Below are 18,822 nucleotides of genomic sequence, written 5' to 3' on the forward strand. Positions count from 1 at the left end.
TAAAATGACGTTTCCTGCGTAAAGTAGTACAGAAGTCGGAGGGGATATAAGGGGGAGAAAACAATGGGAATTAAATTAATTAAAATATCAGCCGTTTATTTTGGAATTGGCATCATATTGGGGTATTATATGTCAATTGTTCACAGCTACGCTTTGACGCCTGTTCACGTGCACATCAATTTATTAGGATGGACGTCTCTTACATTAGCGGGGCTTATTTATTATTTGTTTCCTGCGTTTAGCGAAAGTAAATTAGCTAAACTGCACGTATGGTTGCATAATATAGGATTACCGGTCATGATGATTGGTTTATTTTTCATGATCGTACTAGAAAACCAAGCTTTTACACCCGTAGTGGCAGCAGGAGCAACACTTACGGCTATTGGCGTTTTAATTTTCGTATATCACATCCTTAAAAATTTGAAATCGGAACGATAAACGAAGAAGGTCGTTGACGATGGCTGCTAATTTCAAAAGGAAAAAGAACCAGCTATGGCGAATATACATGTAAACAAGGTGAAAGTGCGATTTACATAAAGGTGTGCTAGGCATCTTTATAAGGAGGGGTAAGCTGCAGGGATTTCTAGCTCTTATAAAAGCCAATAAAAGGGCTGATTATAAGTTTCCTGCGGCGGAGATACTATGGGAGAACATCAACAATTAGTGCGTGTTAGGGAGCTAGCAAATGAAATTATTCGACTTCGTCTTCAAGACCGTACGACTTATGACGAATTAGAGTTGCAAAATAATGTAGAGTTGTTGTCTCGTTCTGTGGTTGACTTAGTAAACATTATGTTAGCCGAAGATGTGGATTCGTCTACGTCTTTAAAAGCTACAGCCTCTAAAATGAAAATGGTGTATAATAACATGCATCAAGCTGAGAAAAAAGATTATTTGCATTTCTAATTGCTAGGCTCCTTTTCGCCACAAACGAAATGGAGGTGTACGAGGCAGATGCTATCGTCACTAACGACTTCTGAAGCTATTGTAGCATCCGTTCTTGCACTGGTTGTCATTGCCGTTTCCATTATCTTTTTTGCCACTCTTATTATGGTTGTTGTTCGACGAGAAAGAATCAGCAGCTTGGTTAATCACGGAGAGCATGCAGATGGGAAGCAAAAAAGCTTAGGTGAATTTTTTCGTTCTTTACGAAAAAAATAACTACCGTTTTCTTATTAAATAGATAAAAGCGGTCAATTTAAACGTTGACCGCTTTTTTTAGGTTGTTTGCTTATTTTTTTCTAATACAATACGCGCTGCTTCACTAACAGATGACACAACGGCAGAGGCGTGGCGCTGAACAGCTTCAGGAGCTGTAGCCATAGCGAAACTGTTCGGCGTTAATTGAAACATAGGAATATCATTAAATGAATCCCCCACACATGCAATTTCCTCTGGTTTTAGCTGAAGATGATTTAATAAAATTTCAATGGCATTTCCTTTGCTGATATGTTTAGGCATAATATCCAAACACTGCTTGGCAGAAATATATGTATCAATATAATCACCAAACTCTTCGTTCACTTCTTTTTGCAGAGCTACCATTTCATCATGATCTCCAAGAACCGTGATTTTAGATGGAGAAAGAGCGTGACCAAATGAATCCGTCATTTCAATTTGTTCTTCGATAGGGAAAAACATGTGAGTTTCAATTGCTTCAATAATTTCATTTCGCTGCTCTACATAATTCGTGTCGTTTGAACAGACAAGCGTAATACGATTAGGATCTATCGTTTTTTTATAAAGTTGAACCGCTAAATCATCTTCAAACACTTTTCCATGAAGTTCTTGATTTTCTTTGGTCCACACAAATCCTCCGTTTTGGCTAATGCGATGAAATGTATTATTAATATCAGTAGAAATTTTTAAAATTTCCGTATCCATTCGTCCAGAAGCAAGACAAACCTCTACTCCCTGGCGCTGAAGTTCACTAAGTGCGTCTGCATTATGCTGTTCTACGTATTTTTCTTCGTGTAAAAGAGTGCCATCTAGGTCGCTTACAAATAATTTAATCATACCTTGAAAATTCCTTTCCCTGAAAAATTTGCTGTGATAAGAGTGTTACAAATTTATTACATTCCTTATTCTATCAGTGTTTCCCAAGAAACTCATAAAAAAAGCTCAAGCCGGCGGTGAATTCAAAGAGATTAAGACATAACTATATCAATTCTTTTCCCCGGAGTCTTGGCCCTGTCCTCCAATCAACAGCTAGAAACAGCTACATGAAATCTAGTTCACCATTACAATGAAAAAAATCCGAACGGAGTTGATTCTCAATTAAGAATCTGGATTTGCCGTTCGGATCTTTCTTCAACTAAAATACATTTGTCGCAGCCATGTTTTACAATACGTTAAAATATTTCGCTTCAGGATGTGCAAAAACAAGAGCTGTAACAGAAGCTTCTGGTTCCATCATGAAACCGTCTGTTAACTGAATGCCGATGTCTTCAGGTTTAATTAATTTAAACAGTTTTGCTTGGTCTTCAAGGTCCGGACATGCAGGATATCCGAATGAAAAACGCTGACCTTGGTATTTGGCTGAAAAACGCTCCGCCATTGTAAAGTCTGGCGAATCGGGGAATCCCCATCGGTCACGAATTTGCTGATGAACACGTTCTGCTAATCCTTCAGCTAGTTCAAGCGCAAGAGCTTGGAACACGTGACTTTTTAAAAACTCGCCGTTTTCTTTGAATTTCGCCGCGCGTTCGCGAATGCCTGTTCCTGCTGTTACAGAGAAGAAACATACATAGTCCATCTCTTTTTCTTTAGGCTTTGCAAAATCAGATAAGCACAGGAACTGTCCTTTTGCTTGACGAGGGAAGGTAAAGCGTTCAATTTCTGTTTTTTCATCAGCAGGATCATAAATAATTAAATCATTTCCATCTGCTTGAGCAGGAAAGAACTGATAAATAACCGCTGGCTTAATTAAGTTTTCTTTTAGTGCCAGTTCGAGCAGGTCATCAACGGTTTCTTTTAATTGAACGGCACGCTCGTCTTTTTCAGCAAGCAGCTTATTTACTTTTCCTTTTAGTCCTAAGTGATGGCCTAGAAGCATCTGCCAGTTAATATACGGAAGAACCTGTGCCAAATCGTAGTGTTTGACAACGTGCCGCTTTAAATCAGCCGGTACAAAAACAGGAACGTCCGTTGAAATGGCGGATCTTTCTAAAACAGCCGTAGCTGCTTGGGCGGTTTGAGGCTGGCGTTCTCGAACCGTTACTTTCTTTTCTTGCCGCGTTTTTAAATCTGCTAAAAGCTGAATAACTTCTTCTTTGTTCTGCAGCTTATTTGCTAACGCTAATCCGTCCATCGCATCTTTGGCGTAGAGGACCGCACCTTCATATTCCGGGGCAATTTTAAAGTCAGTAAATTTACGGGAAAGGGCAGCGCCTCCTACCATAATTGGAACATCAATGCTTGATTGTGTTAAATCTTGGGCAGTCAAAACCATTTGCTGAGCTGACTTTACTAGAAGACCTGACAGGCCAATGATGTCTGGCTTTTCGTCTTTTACTGCTTCAATCAGCTGCTGGGGCGTTACTTTAATTCCTAAATCAATTACTTTAAAACCATTGTTGCTTAAAATGATGTCCACTAAGTTTTTACCGATATCGTGCACGTCGCCTTTAACCGTTGCAAGAATCACTTTGCCTTTTCCAGAATCATTTTCAGTTGCTTCCATATGAGGTTCTAAAAAGGCAACGGATGCTTTCATAACTTCCGCACTTTGAAGCACTTCTGCTACAATCAGCTGGTTGTCATTAAACAAACGTCCAACTTCCGCCATCCCCTTCATAAGCGGTCCATTAATAATGTCTAACGGATCATCATATTGAGCTAAAGCCTGTTCTAAATCAGGAAGCAATCCTTCTTTTGTACCTTCGACAATATACATTGCCAATCGTTCTTCGAGTGTTAACGTAGAAATTTCTACTTTTGCTTCTTTCTTTTTATCACGATAAAAGTCGGTAAACGTGCTTAACGTTTCATCAGTTGTGTTAAATAATAACGCATTAGCAAGCTCAATTTCAGCTTCTGGAATAGAAGCATAGCGCTCTAATTTTTCTGTATTAACAATGGCATAATCGAGTCCAGCCTGCGTACAGTGATAAAGGTAAACCGCATTTAGTACTTCACGTCCGACTGGAGGAAGACCGAATGACACGTTACTTACGCCAAGAATGGTCAGGCAATCAGGCAGGGCTTCTTTAATCATTTTAATTCCCTTAACTGTTTCTTCAGCAGAACCAATATATTGTTCATCACCAGTCCCTACAGGAAACACAAGAGGGTCAAAAATAATATCTTTTGGATTAAAGCCATGTTTTTCAACAAGCAAATCATGTGAGCGTTTAGCAATCTCTACTTTTCGTTCTGCAGTAACGGCCATGCCTGTTTCATCGATTGTACCGACAACCAGAGCTGCACCGAATTTTTTTACTAGCGGTAAGATTGCGTCAAACCGCTCTTCACCATCTTCTAAGTTAATGGAGTTAATAATGACCTTACCTTGCGAGTACGTTAAAGCTTTTTCAATAACTTTCTCGTCGGTTGAATCGATTACAAGAGGAACCTTCACTTTTTTTACAACTTCTTGAATAAATTCCTCCATGTCTTCCATTTCTTCACGGTCGGGATCTGCTAAGCAAATATCAATAACGTGAGCACCATTTTTAACTTGAGCACGCGCAATTTCAGATGCTTCTTCAATTTTTCCTTCCGCAATCAGGCGTTTGAACTTGCGAGAACCGATTACATTCGTGCGTTCTCCCACAAAAAGAGGGCGCATAGAATCGTCATATACAAGTGGTTCAATACCGGTTACAGCATGGTTATGCTCGGAGCGATCAAGCGAACGAGGCGCAACCTCTTTTACCGCTTCAGCCAGTGCTTTAATATGAGCAGGCGTTGTACCACAGCATCCGCCTACAAAGTTCAGCCAGCCTTTATCAGCAAACCCTTTAATTTTTTGAGCAAGCAGCTCAGGGGATTCATGATAATTGCCTTCTTCATCCGGAAGTCCAGCGTTTGGATAACAGCTAACTGCTGAAGTGGCTAGGTCTGAAAGAGAGCGAATATGATCCGTCATAAATTCAGGGCCTGTCGCGCAGTTAAGTCCGACTGAAAGAGGCTTCATGTGTTCCAGTGATAAGTAAAAAGATTCGATATCTTGACCAGCGAGAGTTGTTCCCATCGGCTCAATTGTTCCTGAAATCATAATAGGAACTTCGATTTTTAGTTTTTCAAACGCCGCTGTAATGCCTAGAAATGCGGCTTTTACGTTCAGCATGTCTTGACAGGTTTCGACTAAAAGCAAGTCAACGCCGCCGTCTAACAAACCTCGAGCTTGCTCTTCGTACGATTCTACTAGCTCAGGGAATGTAATACCTCCGGTAACAGAGAGAGTTTTAGTGGTAGGACCGATAGCTCCAGCTACGAACCTAGGCCATTCGGGAGTTGAATATTTATCGCGGGCTGCACAAGCAAGCTTCACAGCTTCGATATTCAATTCATACGCCAAGTGACCTAAATCGTATTCATCAAGTACGGTAGATGTTGAGCCGAACGTATTGGTTTCAATGATGTCAGCACCTGCTGCAAAGTACTCTTCATGAATGCGCTGAATGACATGAGGCGCTGTTCGAGTCAAATATTCGTTGCAGCCTTCATATTCTTCGCCGCCAAAATCTTCAGCGGTTAAATCAGCGTCTTGAATCATCGTTCCCATTGCTCCATCGATGACGAGTATTCGCTTCTTTAGTTGTTGTTCGATAAGTGAGCTCATTTATATCTTCCTTTCTGATGTAACAAGTTGCTTGTCATGAATATAGCGTGTTAGAATTTCGGTCATTTCATAGCGCATAAACGGCGTAATTAAGTAAATACCGTCAAATAGCTCATATGCTGTATCAATTAAGTTTTTTGCAATCGCAAGGCCTTCGACTTCACCGCGAAGCCGGTCATTTCCCGTTGCGTCCATGCGTTCTAGAATATCTTCTGATAATTTAATTCCAGGTACTTCATGGTGAATAAATCGAGCATTTCTTGCGCTTGTTAACGGCATGATCCCGATGTATACCGGCGTTGTTAAATGTTTGGTTGCTTCATATACCTCTTCAATTTGCTTAGTTGAATAGAGAGGCTGAGTAATGAAATAGTGAGCCCCGCAGTCGATTTTCTTTTCCAAACGCTGAACGGCTCGGTCTAAGTGACGCACGTTTGGGTTAAAGGCAGCTGCAATGGAAAAATTGGTTTTTTGACCAAGCGGTTTGCCGGAATAAGATAGTCCTTCATTAAACTGAGCGATTAAACTAATCAAGTCAAATGAAGATAAATCGTAGACTGAAGTGGCGCCAGGGAAATCGCCAACTTTTGACGGATCACCAGTAATTGCAAGTACTTGATTCATTCCTAGCGTATGAAGTCCCATTAAATGAGATTGAAGTCCAATTAAATTTCGATCGCGACAGGTAATATGAATAAGCGGTCGTGCTTTTGTTTCTTGCTGCATCAGTGTTGCCATTGCCAAGTTGCTGATGCGAGGTGAGGCAAGAGAATTATCAGCTAATGTAATAGCATCTACGCCGACTTTATCAAGTGCTTTTGCGCCTTCTAAAAATTTCGTCGGACCAAGCTGTTTAGGCGGATCTAGCTCGACGATAACCGAGCGGCGCTTCTTCACAATTTCATGCATATGAGGTTTATCCTGCTGCTCACGCTCTTGAACCGTAACGGCAGGTCTCATTTTAACGACTTTACTTGTAATCGGAGGTAGGTCTTTTAAGGCAGATGACATTGCGCGTACGTGGGCTGGTGTTGTACCGCAGCATCCTCCAATTAAGCGAACCCCTTGTTCGCGGAATAAACGTGCGCTTTCTACAAAGTAGTCTTCATTCGTTTCATATTCGAGCTTTCCTTCCACATATGCCGGAAGGCTGGCATTAGGGTAAGCAGATAAGAAAGCACGATCAGGAAGCGGTACTTCTTCAAGAGACTGAATCATATGATAAGGACCTAAACGGCAGTTTAGCCCGACAACATCTGCTCCCAACGCTTCTAGTTCTTTTAATGCATCTGCTAAAGGACGCCCATCTTGCAGTACGCCAATATCATGCAGGGAAACGTGGGTAATAATAGGCTTATCCGTTTCTTTTCTTGCCAGTGTAAGAACGGTCTTTAATTCTTCGAAATCATAGTATGTTTCAAATAAAAGGCCATCCACGCCTTCATTTAAAAGCCAAAACATTTGTTCACGAATGCTTCGCTTAACTTCTTCTAAACTAATAGCGTTTTTTTGGAAAGAACGAATTCCGCCGAGTGTACCAACCACGTAAGCCTGATCTTTTGCAGCTTGTTTCGCTAATTTTACACCAGCAACATTGATGTCTTTGACTGAATCTTCTAATCCATAACGGGCAAGTTTTTGATAATTAGCAGCGTACGTATTTGTTTGAATAACGTTTGCACCAGCTTCTACATAGGCTCTGTGAATACGAGAAACCTCTTCTGGTTTGGTGATGTTTAGTTCTTCAAAACAGCTGTCAATACCGTGTGAGTAAAGGAGGGTACCAGTGGCACCATCCCCAATTAAAATTTTAGACTTTAAATCTTCAAGTAACCCCATGTCAAAACCTCCTTAAATTGTTCCGCTTCTATTTCACGAGTGATTCGTTTTATGCAATATGCCGATAAAATAGAAAAAGTCTTCTTAAGAAGAAGACTTTTTTCGCCTTCTTATCTTCCAAGCAATAAATTGCTTGCTGGATTTAGCACCATGTCTCTAACGACTGGTTGCTGAGGTTTCAAAGGGCCAGTCCCTCCACCTCTCATGATAAGAATCAATTGTATATAATTGAAACATATTTTTTTAAATAGAAAGAATACTTATTTAATAATTTATCTGATTTTTAGAAATTATACAACAGTAAATTATGAATTTCCAGCAAATATTGAGGAAAATTTAAAAGGTAAAGGGAAAATATCCGTATATTTTGTTTGAAAATGACTGTTATGTTAGGGGTTAAGGAGTTTTTTTTAAGAAATACAAAAAGAAAATGAAAAATAAAAAATAAACGAAAAGGCACAAGCGCTGGGATATGTGTCGATTTATACGTAAAAAGGCTCGTCTTTTTTTAACCGTTTCTACATATAGTGAACTATGAAGGGTAGAAGGGTGATGGGCATGAAAAGGTGGAAACTCACGCTGCAGGTTGCTGCTACGTATGTAGGAACCGTTGTAGGAGCCGGTTTTGCAACAGGGAAGGAAATCGTTCAATTTTTTACACAGTACGGAGAACTTGGAATGGTCGGAATTTTGGTCAGCGGCTTGTTTTTTATTTGGCTAGGTTCAAAAATGATGCTGCTTTCGCACGCAATTGGGGCTTCTTCTTATCAGCAGCTTAATACATATTTATTTGGTGATGTGCTTGGAAAAGTGGTAAACGGTGTAATGATTGTCATTTTATTTGGAGTAACTTCAGTCATGCTAGCGAGTACGGGGGCAATAGGAAAAGAACAGTTTGGGCTGTGGCCTCCTGTTGGGATGATTTTTACAATTGTTTTAACTTATATATTTATCGCAAGAGGAATTAACGGTATTTTAATGGTTAATTCTCTTGTTGTGCCGATGATGCTTTCATTTGCTTTTATCATCTTTGTGCCAAATATCAGCTATTTCTCACTGATTCAAACGAAGCCGGATTTAACGCTCGTCACGCAGTGGAAGTGGGCGGTTAGTCCCTTTTTATATATTTCCCTAAATCTAGCTTTGGCTCAGGCCGTTTTAGTTCCATTAGGAAGCTCCGTGAAAGATAGGAGCGTGATTAAAAAAGGGGCCGTAATAGGAGGATGTGTACTTACGTTTATGCTTGTTTCTACTCATCTTGCCCTTTCCAATTTGCCTTATTCATTTCAACTTGATATTCCTATGAGTGCCGTTGTTAAAAATATCTCAGCGTGGGTGAATGTTTTATTTACGGTAGTTGTGTTAGGCGAGATTTTTACTACATTGATTGGAAATGTATTTGGAATCGCTAAGCAGCTTCAGTCATTTCTTCCCCTGAATGATAAGCAAGCTTTTGCGTTTATTATCTTGGCATGCTTTATTATTGGGCAATTTGGATATGCACAGCTTCTTGAGTTTTTGTATCCGATATTTGGCTATATTGGACTAGCTTTTGTATGGATGCTATGTATTAAAAAAGAAAAAATAAGCTAAAAGCTAGATTTTAAAGAATAGATGTGAAAAAACGAAGTTAAATGATGTGACAAGTCGATTTTACTTTGCTATAATGTAAAACAAATAAGACTCTAGTAGTCGAATATATTATCCTTCGGGGTCGGGTGCAAGTCCCAACCGGCGGTGATAAAGCATATGCTTTTAAGCCCGTGACCCGTTTTCATACGATGTATGTTAGCGGTGGATCTAGTTAAAATCTAGAGCCGACAGTAAAAGTCTGGATGGGAGAAGGATCAGGAAGCACAGTTGTTTTTTTGTGTTGTATTAATAAGGGACAGGTTTGCCTTTTTTAAAGCTACCCTTGTTTTTGTACACAAAATATAACTGTTTATTTCGTATACAATTAGCGGAATTTTGCATAGATAAAACTGATTCAGCTCAGCCGACCCCTTGGACGTTTGTTCAAGGGGCTTTTTTATTTTCAGTGGTTGGGGGAAAGATAAATATGAAAAAAAAGCAGCTGCTGTTTCAAAACGGCATAAGAAGTTGGAATAGCGCCAAAGCAGGTGAAGAAAATGTTCACAGGTATTATTGAAGAAATTGGAAAAATAAAACGTATTCAAAAGGCTACAGAAGCAATTGTTCTTACGATTGATGCTAAGACCGTGTTAGAAGACGTGAACTTAGGGGACAGTATTTCAGTTAACGGCGTTTGTTTAACCGTAACGGCATACTCTCAAAATGAATTTACGGTCGACGTCATGCCGGAGACGATTAAAGCAAGTACCCTTCAGCTTCTAACCGTTGGATCACGTGTTAACTTAGAACGGGCGATGGCTGCAAATGGCCGGTTTGGAGGGCATTTCGTTAGCGGACACGTTGATGGAATTGGAACCATTGTAAGCAAAACACGTAAAGGAAATGCCTTTTATTATGAAATTCAAGTCGATCCTGAACTTCGTGAATTTATGATGTTAAAAGGATCTGTTTCCGTAGACGGAACAAGTCTTACTATTTTTGATGTCAGCAACCAATCATTTACTATTTCTCTTATTCCTCATACGGTGCTTCACACAGTCGTTGGAGACAAACAGCGAGGAGACAAGGTGAATATTGAATGCGATATGTTAGCTAAATATATGCATCAGATGATGACAAATAAGTCAACTCCTGGCGCCTCGAATCGTTCAGGTAACATGAAGGATTTATTGCAGCAGCATGGTTTTACAAATTAACAGTGAGGTGAAAGAGATGTTTCATAAAGTAGAAGAAGCCATTGAAGAGTTAAAAAAGGGAAAAGTGGTTATTGTATGCGATGATGAAGATCGAGAAAACGAAGGAGATTTTATTGCATTAGCCGAAAAAACGACGCCTGAGGTTATTAACTTTATGGCTACTCATGGAAGAGGATTAATTTGTACACCTGTTAATGAAGAAATTGCGCATAAATTGAATCTTCACCCGATGGTAGCGAACAATACGGATGTCCATGGAACAGCATTTACAGTAAGTATTGATCATATTTCAAGTACAACAGGTATCAGTGCATACGAACGCTCTGCTACCGTTATGGCTCTTGTAAATGAAGCGACGGTAGCAAGTGATTTTCAACGCCCAGGACATATTTTCCCGTTGATTGCAAAAGACGGGGGCGTTCTGCAGCGTGCAGGTCATACAGAGGCTGCAGTTGATTTAGCCGTATTAGCAGGAGGGAAGCCTGCGGGTGTTATTTGTGAAATTATGAATGAAGATGGAACAATGGCACGCGTACCGGATTTAACAAAAATTGCAGAGCAATTTGATTTAAAAATGATTACGATAAAAGATTTGATTGCCTACCGCCGCAAACATGACCAGCTTATTAGCCGTGAAGTAGAAGTGAGCTTACCTACGGCATTTGGTGAGTTTAAAGCTGTAGGGTATACAAATAAACTTGATAATAAAGAACATGTGGCTCTTATCAAAGGTGATATTGATCATAATAGCCCCGTTCTCGTTCGCGTTCACTCCGAGTGTTTGACTGGAGATGTGTTTGGCTCTGAGCGCTGCGACTGCGGTCCTCAGCTTCACGCGGCTCTTACGCAAATTGAAGAAGAAGGACGCGGCATTCTGCTGTATATGCGTCAAGAGGGCAGGGGCATTGGCTTATTAAATAAGCTAAGAGCATATAAGCTGCAGGAAGAAGGATACGATACCGTAGAAGCGAATGAAAAACTCGGGTTTGCTGCAGATTTACGAGAGTATGGAATCGGTGCTCAAATCTTAAAAGACCTTGGAGTCAAACAAATGAAGCTTTTAACGAATAACCCTCGTAAAATTACTGGGCTAAAAGGCTACGACCTTGAAGTGGTCGAGCGCGTGCCTCTTCAAATGCCGGCAGTGGATGCCAATAAAAAATACTTAGATACAAAAGCTAAAAAATTAGGCCATTTATTACATTTATAAGTTTACACTTTTTTTCGTTATAACAAATGAAGCTAATTCATGAAAAGAAATGTAAATAACTATACATTACTACTAGCAGGAGGAACAAAAGATGAATCATTTATATGAAGGAAATTTAGTAGGCACAGGATTAAAAATCGGAATCGTGGTAGGGCGTTTTAATGAATTTATTACAGGCCGTTTACTTAGTGGCGCAGAAGATGCGCTCAAACGTCACGGCGTAGCTGATGAAGATGTAGACGTGGCTTGGGTGCCGGGCGCTTATGAAATCCCATTAATCGCCAAAAAATTAGCTGAATCTAAAAAATATGATGCAGTTATTACGCTAGGCACCGTTATTCGAGGAGCTACTCCACACTTTGATTTTGTATGTAATGAAGTAGCAAAAGGTGTTGCATCTCAAAGCTTACAAACAGGCGTGCCAATTATCTTTGGTGTATTAACAACTGAAACAATTGAGCAAGCAATTGAGCGTGCAGGAACAAAAGCAGGAAATAAAGGATGGGAAGCTGCAGCATCAGCTATCGAAATGGCTAACCTTTCAAAAATGATTGAAGGATAATAGAGACCATTCCAGTTTTTATAAGCTGAAGAGTTAAAAGAGGCTGAAACAAAAGTATGTTAGTTGAAGGAAGATCCGAACGATGAATCGTTCGGATCTTTTCATTAGTAGGGTGAACGTAGGTTTCATTTATATGGTGGCTTCTAACTAAAGGGTAAGGCAAAGACTCCTGCAGGAAAAGCGGAAGAAGTGTGACCCCTCAGAAGCGGAAGCGACGAGGAGGCTCAGCGGCCGCGCGCGGAAAGCGAAGTCTTGCACGGAAATCAATTGCAGTGTAAAAAGCGATCCATACTATCTTATGTATCCCGTTTGTTCGCCTTTAGATTGGATTGATGTAGTTATGTCTCAAGCTCTTTTGAATAGAAGCTAGCTATGTATAATTTGGCTAAAACGTCTTACTCTAAGTAATAATTAGGTCGTAAAAGGGAGACGTCTATGCCTCATTATACTGCTTTTTTTGCATTGATTATTATCAGCACAGCCGTTTTGCTTACAGTATTCAAACGTAAAAAAGATAAAAAGCTAGTTGTTTTGCTTTTTTTTATCATTGGAATGGCTTATGTACTAGAATATGTTGTATTTGTGTTGTTTGAAAGTTACGATTACGATCCTGATTTTATGACCAATGAATATTTTGATAATTTGTTTGGTTCCTTAACTTCTCAAGCGTTTGCTTTTCCAATCATGGCTATGGTGGTAGCTGCTTATCAATTAAAATTCCGCTATATTTTAATTATTTCAGCTATATTTATGGGGATTGAAGAATTATTTTTACACTGGCATATTTATGAACATCACTGGTGGAAAACAGTTTATACAGGCGTTTTAATGACTATAGGCTTTAGCATTTCAAAGATTTGGTATGTATGGCTAACAGAACGGTATATGACATTTGTGCATTACGCTACATTTTTTCTCGGGATGCTCGCCATTACTTCTACTATTATGTTTATGCTGTTAGCATATTTTCATAATAATTGGTTTTATACGGGATGGTTTGCGTCGGCTACTCATGATTCCGTAAATGCAACGATGATTTACGTTTGTGTTGTTACGATTCTCCTCGTTTGGAGTGTAGCCAAAGAATTTTTTGTTGGAGCTGGAATGATTATAGCGGGGCTGCGTATAGTAGATATTTTGCTGATTCACTATGGGATTTTGCTGGTATCTATTACCACTTCACTTGTTCTTTTTACGCTTCTACAAGCGGGTGCATTCATTCTGAGCGTTATGCTTCAAAACTTTATTATGAAAAATTGTTATGGGACGAGCAAAAAAGACGTTGCGTTTCCAGCGAAGAACTACTAAGATAATACGTAACTCAAATAGTTTAGTTCAATAATATTTGAAACAAAGAAAAATGAATTGACGGTTATGCGTATTATTTGTAAGATAGGAAAGCAAATAATAGAAAGCCGAAACAGGGGAGTGAAGGATTCGTGAAAGAGTCCTTTTTTGTAGAAAAGGTACTTAATAATAATGTATTAATTGCTAAACACCTTACCTATGATGAAGTTGTGCTAATTGGGAAAGGAATAGGGTTTAATAAGAAAAAAGGCGATGAAATCGATGCAAAAGCCGTGGAGAAAATGTTTTTGTTAAAGAGTGAAGAAGAGCAAGAACAGTACAAGCAGCTCTTAGCTCAGGTGGATGAAGACGTGATTGAAATGATGAATGATATTGTAACCCACATTCAAAAGCGTGTTAACATTCCTTTGAATGAGCATATACACATTTCATTAACGGATCATATCGCGTTTGCGATAAAACGTTTTCAGCAGGGAATGGGGCTTAAAAATCCATTTTTACTTGAAACAAAAGCTTTATATCCAGAGGAATATACGATCGCATCTGAAGTGGTAGAAATTATTAGTCGCAAAATAGGCGTGCAGCTTCCAGTAGGAGAGATTGGTTTTATTGCGCTTCATATCCACAGTGCGCTGACTGAAAAAAACCTGCTGGAAGTGAATCAAGACTCGCAGCTTATTCAAACGATTATTAATGTGATTGAAGAGTCGCTTCATCTGCAGGTAGACAAAGAATCTGTGCACTATATGAGATTGATTCGTCATTTGCATTTTGCTATTGATCGAGTAAAAACAGGAGAAAAAATAGAAGAGCCAAAAAAAATTGCTTTGCTATTGAAAGAAGAATATCCCCTGTGTTACAATGTGTCTTGGAAAGTGATAAAAGTAATGCAGCAAGCGTTACATTTACCTGTGTATGAAGCAGAAGCAGTTTACTTAACGATGCATCTGCAGCGACTTATAACAAAAACGGATTTATAAAATCATTTCAATACGTGTTACTGATACGATCAGGCATGAGTGAGAAATGAAGCGATGTGTAATTGGATGAGTGTATCCATTTATCGTTTCTTTTTCCTCATGCCTTTTTTTGTTATAAGAAAGCGCAATCATTTAAAGCTTAGGCTTCAGGACACCAGGATATGTAATGAGTTTTCTAGTTAAAGAAAGCGTTTTATGAAAGCGCGTTAATGATTCACGTATCAAATAAATAGCTTGTTGCACACTAAATATATAAAAGGAGGTAAGCGCCATGTTTAAAAAACTTTTTGGAGTATTACAAAAAGTCGGAAAAGCGCTTATGTTACCGGTTGCGATTTTACCGGCAGCAGGGATTTTACTTGGGGTAGGGACAGCGCTTCAAAACCCTACATTGTTGGATGCAGTACCGGCACTTGGTGCAGACTGGGTTCAATTGGTTTCAAATGTTTTGTCGCAAGCAGGTCAAATTGTATTTGACAACTTATCGCTATTGTTTGCCGTTGGTGTTGCCGTTGGTTTAGCTGGTGGTGACGGTGTAGCAGGTATTGCTGCAATCGTAGGCTACTTAATTATGAACAAAACGATGAGCACAATCTTAGTTGCTACAGGACAACTAGATCCTGACAAAATGGGTGCCAATCCAGCTTACACTAGCATCTTAGGAATTCCTACGTTAGCTACAGGTGTATTCGGGGGTATCATAGTAGGTATTTTAGCTTCATCCATGTATAATCGTTATTTCAATATTGAATTACCATCTTATTTAGGGTTCTTTGCAGGAAAACGATTTGTACCAATCATTACTGGGGTATTTTCAATTGTTTTAGGTGTTATTATGATTTTCATTTGGCCGCCAATTCAAAGCGGATTAAATGCTTTCTCTACTAACATGATTGATGCAAACCCAACTTTATCAGCTTTTGTATTTGGATTGATTGAACGTTCATTAATTCCATTTGGACTTCATCACATTTTCTACTCTCCGTTCTGGTTTGAGTTTGGTGATTACGTTAATAAAGCAGGTCAACATATTCACGGTGACCAAAAGATTTTCTTTGCTCAATTAGCAGATGGCGTGCCTTTAACAGCAGGAACATTCCAAGTTGGTAAATTCCCGTTCATGATGTTCGGACTGCCAGCAGCAGCTCTTGCGATTTATCACGAAGCTCGTCCTGAAAACAAAAAATATGTAGCTGGTATCATGGGTTCAGCTGCTTTAACATCTTTCTTAACGGGTATTACAGAGCCGCTTGAGTTCTCATTCTTATTCGTAGCACCAGTACTATTTGCAATTCACGCAGTATTTGCTGGTTTATCATTTATGGTTATGCAATTATTAAATGTTAAAATCGGTATGACATTCTCAGGTGGGGTTATCGATTACGTTCTATTTGGAGTTATGCAAAACCGTACAGCATGGTGGCTAGTTATTCCAGTAGGTTTAGTTCTAGCAGTTATTTACTACTTCGGTTTCCGCTTTGCAATCCGTAAATTTAACTTAAAAACACCGGGTCGTGAAGATAAAGAAGAGGGAGAAGAAGATGTAGCAGTAGAAGCAGCAGAGCTTCCGACAAATATTTTGGCTGCACTTGGCGGTAAAGAAAACATTACACATTTAGATGCTTGTATTACGCGTTTGCGTGTATCAGTAGATGATGTAGGTAATGTTGATAAAAACCGCTTGAAAAAACTTGGAGCAGCTGGTGTTCTTGAAGTTGGTAACAATATTCAAGCTATTTTCGGTCCGAAATCTGACACGTTAAAAGGTCAAATTCAAGACATTATGAATGGCAAAACACCGGTTGTCACAAAAGAAGAGACAAAAACAATTGAAAAACCTGTTGCAACATCTGAAGTAGGAAGCGATAATGGTAATGATATTGTTTCACCGATTGAGGGAGAATTGGTACCTTTATCGGAAGTACCAGATCAGGTATTTTCACAAAAATTAATGGGTGACGGTTTTGCAATTATTCCGAAAACAGGCACAGTAGTTGCACCAGTGGACGGAAAAATAGTAAACTTATTCCCGACGAAACATGCTTTAGGTATTGAATCAACGACTGGACGTGAAATTTTAATTCACGTTGGTATTGATACAGTTAATTTAAAAGGCGAAGGTTTTGAAGCTTTAGTTGCCCAAGGCGATGAAGTGAAAAAAGGACAGCCTCTATTGAAAATTGATTTAGACTTTGTAAAAGAAAATGCGCCGTCGACGATTACGCCGATTATTTTCACGAATTTACAAGCTGATGAAAAAATTGATATCTTAAAGCAGGGCCAAGTTTCTCAACAAGAAGCAAATATTATTAACATTTCAAAGTAAAAAGGAGATTGATTTAACATGGCACAAAAAACATTTACAGTAACAGCAGACTCAGGAATTCACGCACGTCCGGCAACAACTTTAGTACAAGCAGCAAGCAAATTTGATTCTGATATCAACTTAGAATTCAACGGTAAAACTGTAAACTTAAAATCAATCATGGGCGTTATGTCTTTAGGTATTCAAAAAGGCGCTACAATCACTATCTCTGCAGAAGGTTCTGACGAAGCAGATGCACTTGCTGCTCTTGAAGATACAATGAGCAAAGAAGGATTAGGCGAATAATGACAAAGGAAATTCAAGGCATTGCCGCTTCTAGCGGCATTGCTATTGCTAAAGCATTTCGTCTAGAAAATCCAGAATTAACCGTTGAAAAAAAATCAGTAACTGAAGTTGAAGCAGAAGTAGCACGTCTAGAAGCTGCGCTAGAAAAGTCAAAATCAGAACTTGAAATTATTAGAGAGCACGCTCGTAAAGAACTTGGAGATGACAAAGCAGAAATCTTTGAAGCTCACTTATTAGTTCTAAGCGATCCTGAACTTATTAATCCAATTAAAGATAAAATTACAAATGAAAATGTAAACGCTGAACATGCACTTGATGAAGTAGCGGCAATGTTTATTAATATGTTTGAGTCAATGGACAATGAATATATGAAAGAACGTGCTGCTGATATCCGTGACGTAACAAAACGTGTATTAGCTCATCTTTTAGGTGTAAACGTTTCAAATCCAAGCTTAATCTCAGAAGAGGTTGTCATTATCGCAGAAGATTTAACGCCGTCTGATACAGCACAGTTAAATCGTAAGTTCGTAAAAGGATTTACAACAGATATTGGCGGACGTACTTCTCACTCAGCAATTATGGCGCGTTCAATGGAGATTCCAGCTGTTGTAGGTACAAAAACAGTTATGGAAGACATTCAAAACGGCGTATTAGTAATTGTTGATGGTTTAGATGGCGAAGTTATCGTTGACCCAAGCGAAGAAACAGTAAAAGCTTACGAGAAAAAAGCCGCTGAGTATGCAGAACAAAAAGCTGAGTGGGCTAAGCTTGTAAATGAAAAAACGGTTTCAGCTGATGATCATCACGTTGAACTTGCAGCTAACATTGGTACACCAGAAGATGTAAAAGGCGTATTAGAAAACGGCGGCGAAGGCGTTGGACTTTATCGTACAGAATTCTTATATATGGGCCGCGAAGAGCTTCCGACGGAAGAAGAGCAGTTTACTTCTTATAAAACAGTTCTTGAACGTATGGAAGGCAAACCAGTGGTTGTTCGTACTCTTGACATTGGTGGAGACAAAGAGCTTCCTTATTTAAATCTACCAAAAGAAATGAACCCATTCTTAGGATTCCGTGCCATTCGCTTATGTCTAGAGATGCAAGACATGTTCCGTACACAGCTTCGTGCGCTTCTACGTGCAAGCGTATACGGTAATCTGAAAATTATGTTTCCTATGATTGCTACTGTTGATGAGTTCCGTCAAGCAAAAGCTATTCTTTTAGAAGAAAAAGCTAAACTTCAACAAGAAGGCGTACAAGTTTCGGAAGACATCGAAGTAGGGATGATGGTAGAGATTCCTTCTTCAGCGGTAATCGCAGATTTATTTGCTAAAGAAGTAGATTTCTTCTCTATCGGAACAAACGATTTAATTCAATACACGCTTGCTGCTGACCGGATGAATGAGCGCGTGTCTTATTTATATCAACCGTATAACCCAGCGATTCTTCGCTTAGTGAATATGGTAATCAAAGCGGCTCACAAAGAAGGTAAGTGGGTAGGCATGTGCGGAGAGATGGCAGGAGATGAGATTGCAATTCCAATTCTTTTAGGCTTAGGCTTAGATGAATTCTCAATGAGTGCAACATCTATTCTGAAAGCTCGTTCTCAAATCCGTCAATTATCAAAAGCTGATATCGAACCTCATTTAGATACAATTCTATCAATGTCTTCTACGGAAGAAGTTATTGAGTTCGTAAAATCAACTTTTCATATTGGATAATAAAAAGGTGTGATCAT

The 18,822-nt window shown here is 39.2% G+C and carries 15 protein-coding genes and 2 riboswitches; of the genes, 12 read left to right on the top strand and 3 right to left on the bottom strand.

Annotated elements, in window-relative coordinates:
- The first annotated feature begins 63 nt into the window (after window positions 1-63).
- From MMB68_RS14710 to MMB68_RS14720, 3 genes are all read left to right on the top strand, one after another.
- Window positions 64-438: a cbb3-type cytochrome c oxidase subunit I gene (locus tag MMB68_RS14710; protein ID WP_050689415.1), complete on the top strand. Its 375-nt coding sequence runs from the start codon at window positions 64-66 to the stop codon at window positions 436-438.
- A gap of 204 nt (window positions 439-642) precedes the next feature.
- Window positions 643-906, top strand: a complete 264-nt coding sequence (locus MMB68_RS14715; RefSeq protein WP_013055998.1) for a hypothetical protein — start codon at window positions 643-645, stop codon at window positions 904-906.
- Window positions 907-954: 48 nt separating this feature from the next.
- Window positions 955-1,161 (top strand): hypothetical protein, encoded by a 207-nt coding sequence (locus tag MMB68_RS14720; RefSeq protein WP_013055999.1) that lies wholly within the window; start codon window positions 955-957, stop codon window positions 1,159-1,161.
- Window positions 1,162-1,218: 57 nt separating this feature from the next.
- Here the strand turns inward: MMB68_RS14720 and MMB68_RS14725 are convergent, their stop codons facing one another.
- From MMB68_RS14725 to MMB68_RS14735, 3 genes are all read right to left on the bottom strand, one after another.
- On the bottom strand, window positions 1,219-2,016 hold the full coding sequence (locus tag MMB68_RS14725) for a Cof-type HAD-IIB family hydrolase (RefSeq protein ID WP_013056000.1): 798 nt from the start codon (window positions 2,014-2,016) through the stop codon (window positions 1,219-1,221).
- Between the two features lie 325 nt (window positions 2,017-2,341).
- The gene (gene metH, locus MMB68_RS14730) at window positions 2,342-5,785 is read right to left on the bottom strand and encodes a methionine synthase (RefSeq protein ID WP_034268190.1); all 3,444 of its coding nucleotides are present in this window, start codon (window positions 5,783-5,785) and stop codon (window positions 2,342-2,344) included.
- Window positions 5,786-7,624 carry a bifunctional homocysteine S-methyltransferase/methylenetetrahydrofolate reductase gene (locus tag MMB68_RS14735; protein ID WP_277549140.1) on the bottom strand — a complete coding sequence of 613 codons (1,839 nt, stop codon included), beginning with the start codon at window positions 7,622-7,624 and terminating at the stop codon, window positions 5,786-5,788. It lies immediately after the preceding gene.
- Between the two features lie 107 nt (window positions 7,625-7,731).
- A riboswitch (SAM riboswitch) is annotated at window positions 7,732-7,838 on the bottom strand.
- Window positions 7,839-8,182: 344 nt separating this feature from the next.
- Between MMB68_RS14735 and MMB68_RS14740 the strand changes: the two genes are divergently transcribed.
- From MMB68_RS14740 to ptsP, 9 genes are all read left to right on the top strand, one after another.
- Window positions 8,183-9,217 (top strand): YkvI family membrane protein, encoded by a 1,035-nt coding sequence (locus MMB68_RS14740; protein ID WP_260507798.1) that lies wholly within the window; start codon window positions 8,183-8,185, stop codon window positions 9,215-9,217.
- Window positions 9,218-9,324: 107 nt separating this feature from the next.
- Window positions 9,325-9,475: riboswitch (FMN riboswitch) on the top strand.
- A 278-nt stretch (window positions 9,476-9,753) separates the two neighbouring features.
- Entirely contained in the window at window positions 9,754-10,413 is a 660-nt protein-coding gene (gene ribE / locus MMB68_RS14745) for a riboflavin synthase (protein ID WP_013056005.1), read from the top strand.
- Window positions 10,414-10,429: 16 nt separating this feature from the next.
- Window positions 10,430-11,623 carry a bifunctional 3,4-dihydroxy-2-butanone-4-phosphate synthase/GTP cyclohydrolase II gene (locus MMB68_RS14750; RefSeq protein ID WP_097824380.1) on the top strand — a complete coding sequence of 398 codons (1,194 nt, stop codon included), beginning with the start codon at window positions 10,430-10,432 and terminating at the stop codon, window positions 11,621-11,623.
- A 91-nt stretch (window positions 11,624-11,714) separates the two neighbouring features.
- Window positions 11,715-12,185 (top strand): 6,7-dimethyl-8-ribityllumazine synthase, encoded by a 471-nt coding sequence (gene ribH, locus MMB68_RS14755; RefSeq protein ID WP_013056007.1) that lies wholly within the window; start codon window positions 11,715-11,717, stop codon window positions 12,183-12,185.
- 435 nt (window positions 12,186-12,620) lie between these two features.
- Window positions 12,621-13,493 carry a hypothetical protein gene (locus MMB68_RS14760; RefSeq protein ID WP_277549141.1) on the top strand — a complete coding sequence of 291 codons (873 nt, stop codon included), beginning with the start codon at window positions 12,621-12,623 and terminating at the stop codon, window positions 13,491-13,493.
- A 131-nt stretch (window positions 13,494-13,624) separates the two neighbouring features.
- Window positions 13,625-14,473 carry a glucose PTS transporter transcription antiterminator GlcT gene (glcT, locus tag MMB68_RS14765; RefSeq protein ID WP_013056009.1) on the top strand — a complete coding sequence of 283 codons (849 nt, stop codon included), beginning with the start codon at window positions 13,625-13,627 and terminating at the stop codon, window positions 14,471-14,473.
- A 271-nt stretch (window positions 14,474-14,744) separates the two neighbouring features.
- The gene (gene ptsG / locus MMB68_RS14770; RefSeq protein WP_098900754.1) at window positions 14,745-16,799 is read left to right on the top strand and encodes a glucose-specific PTS transporter subunit IIBC; all 2,055 of its coding nucleotides are present in this window, start codon (window positions 14,745-14,747) and stop codon (window positions 16,797-16,799) included.
- An 18-nt stretch (window positions 16,800-16,817) separates the two neighbouring features.
- Entirely contained in the window at window positions 16,818-17,084 is a 267-nt protein-coding gene (locus MMB68_RS14775; protein WP_013056011.1) for a phosphocarrier protein HPr, read from the top strand.
- Window positions 17,084-18,805 carry a phosphoenolpyruvate--protein phosphotransferase gene (gene ptsP, locus MMB68_RS14780; RefSeq protein WP_045292764.1) on the top strand — a complete coding sequence of 574 codons (1,722 nt, stop codon included), beginning with the start codon at window positions 17,084-17,086 and terminating at the stop codon, window positions 18,803-18,805. The genes MMB68_RS14775 and ptsP overlap by 1 nt, the downstream gene beginning before the upstream one ends.
- The last annotated feature ends 17 nt before the right edge of the window (window positions 18,806-18,822 follow it).

Source organism: Priestia sp. Y58, from assembly GCF_029522095.1.
In the GTDB taxonomy this organism is placed as follows: Bacteria; Bacillota; Bacilli; order Bacillales; family Bacillaceae_H; genus Priestia; species Priestia megaterium_E.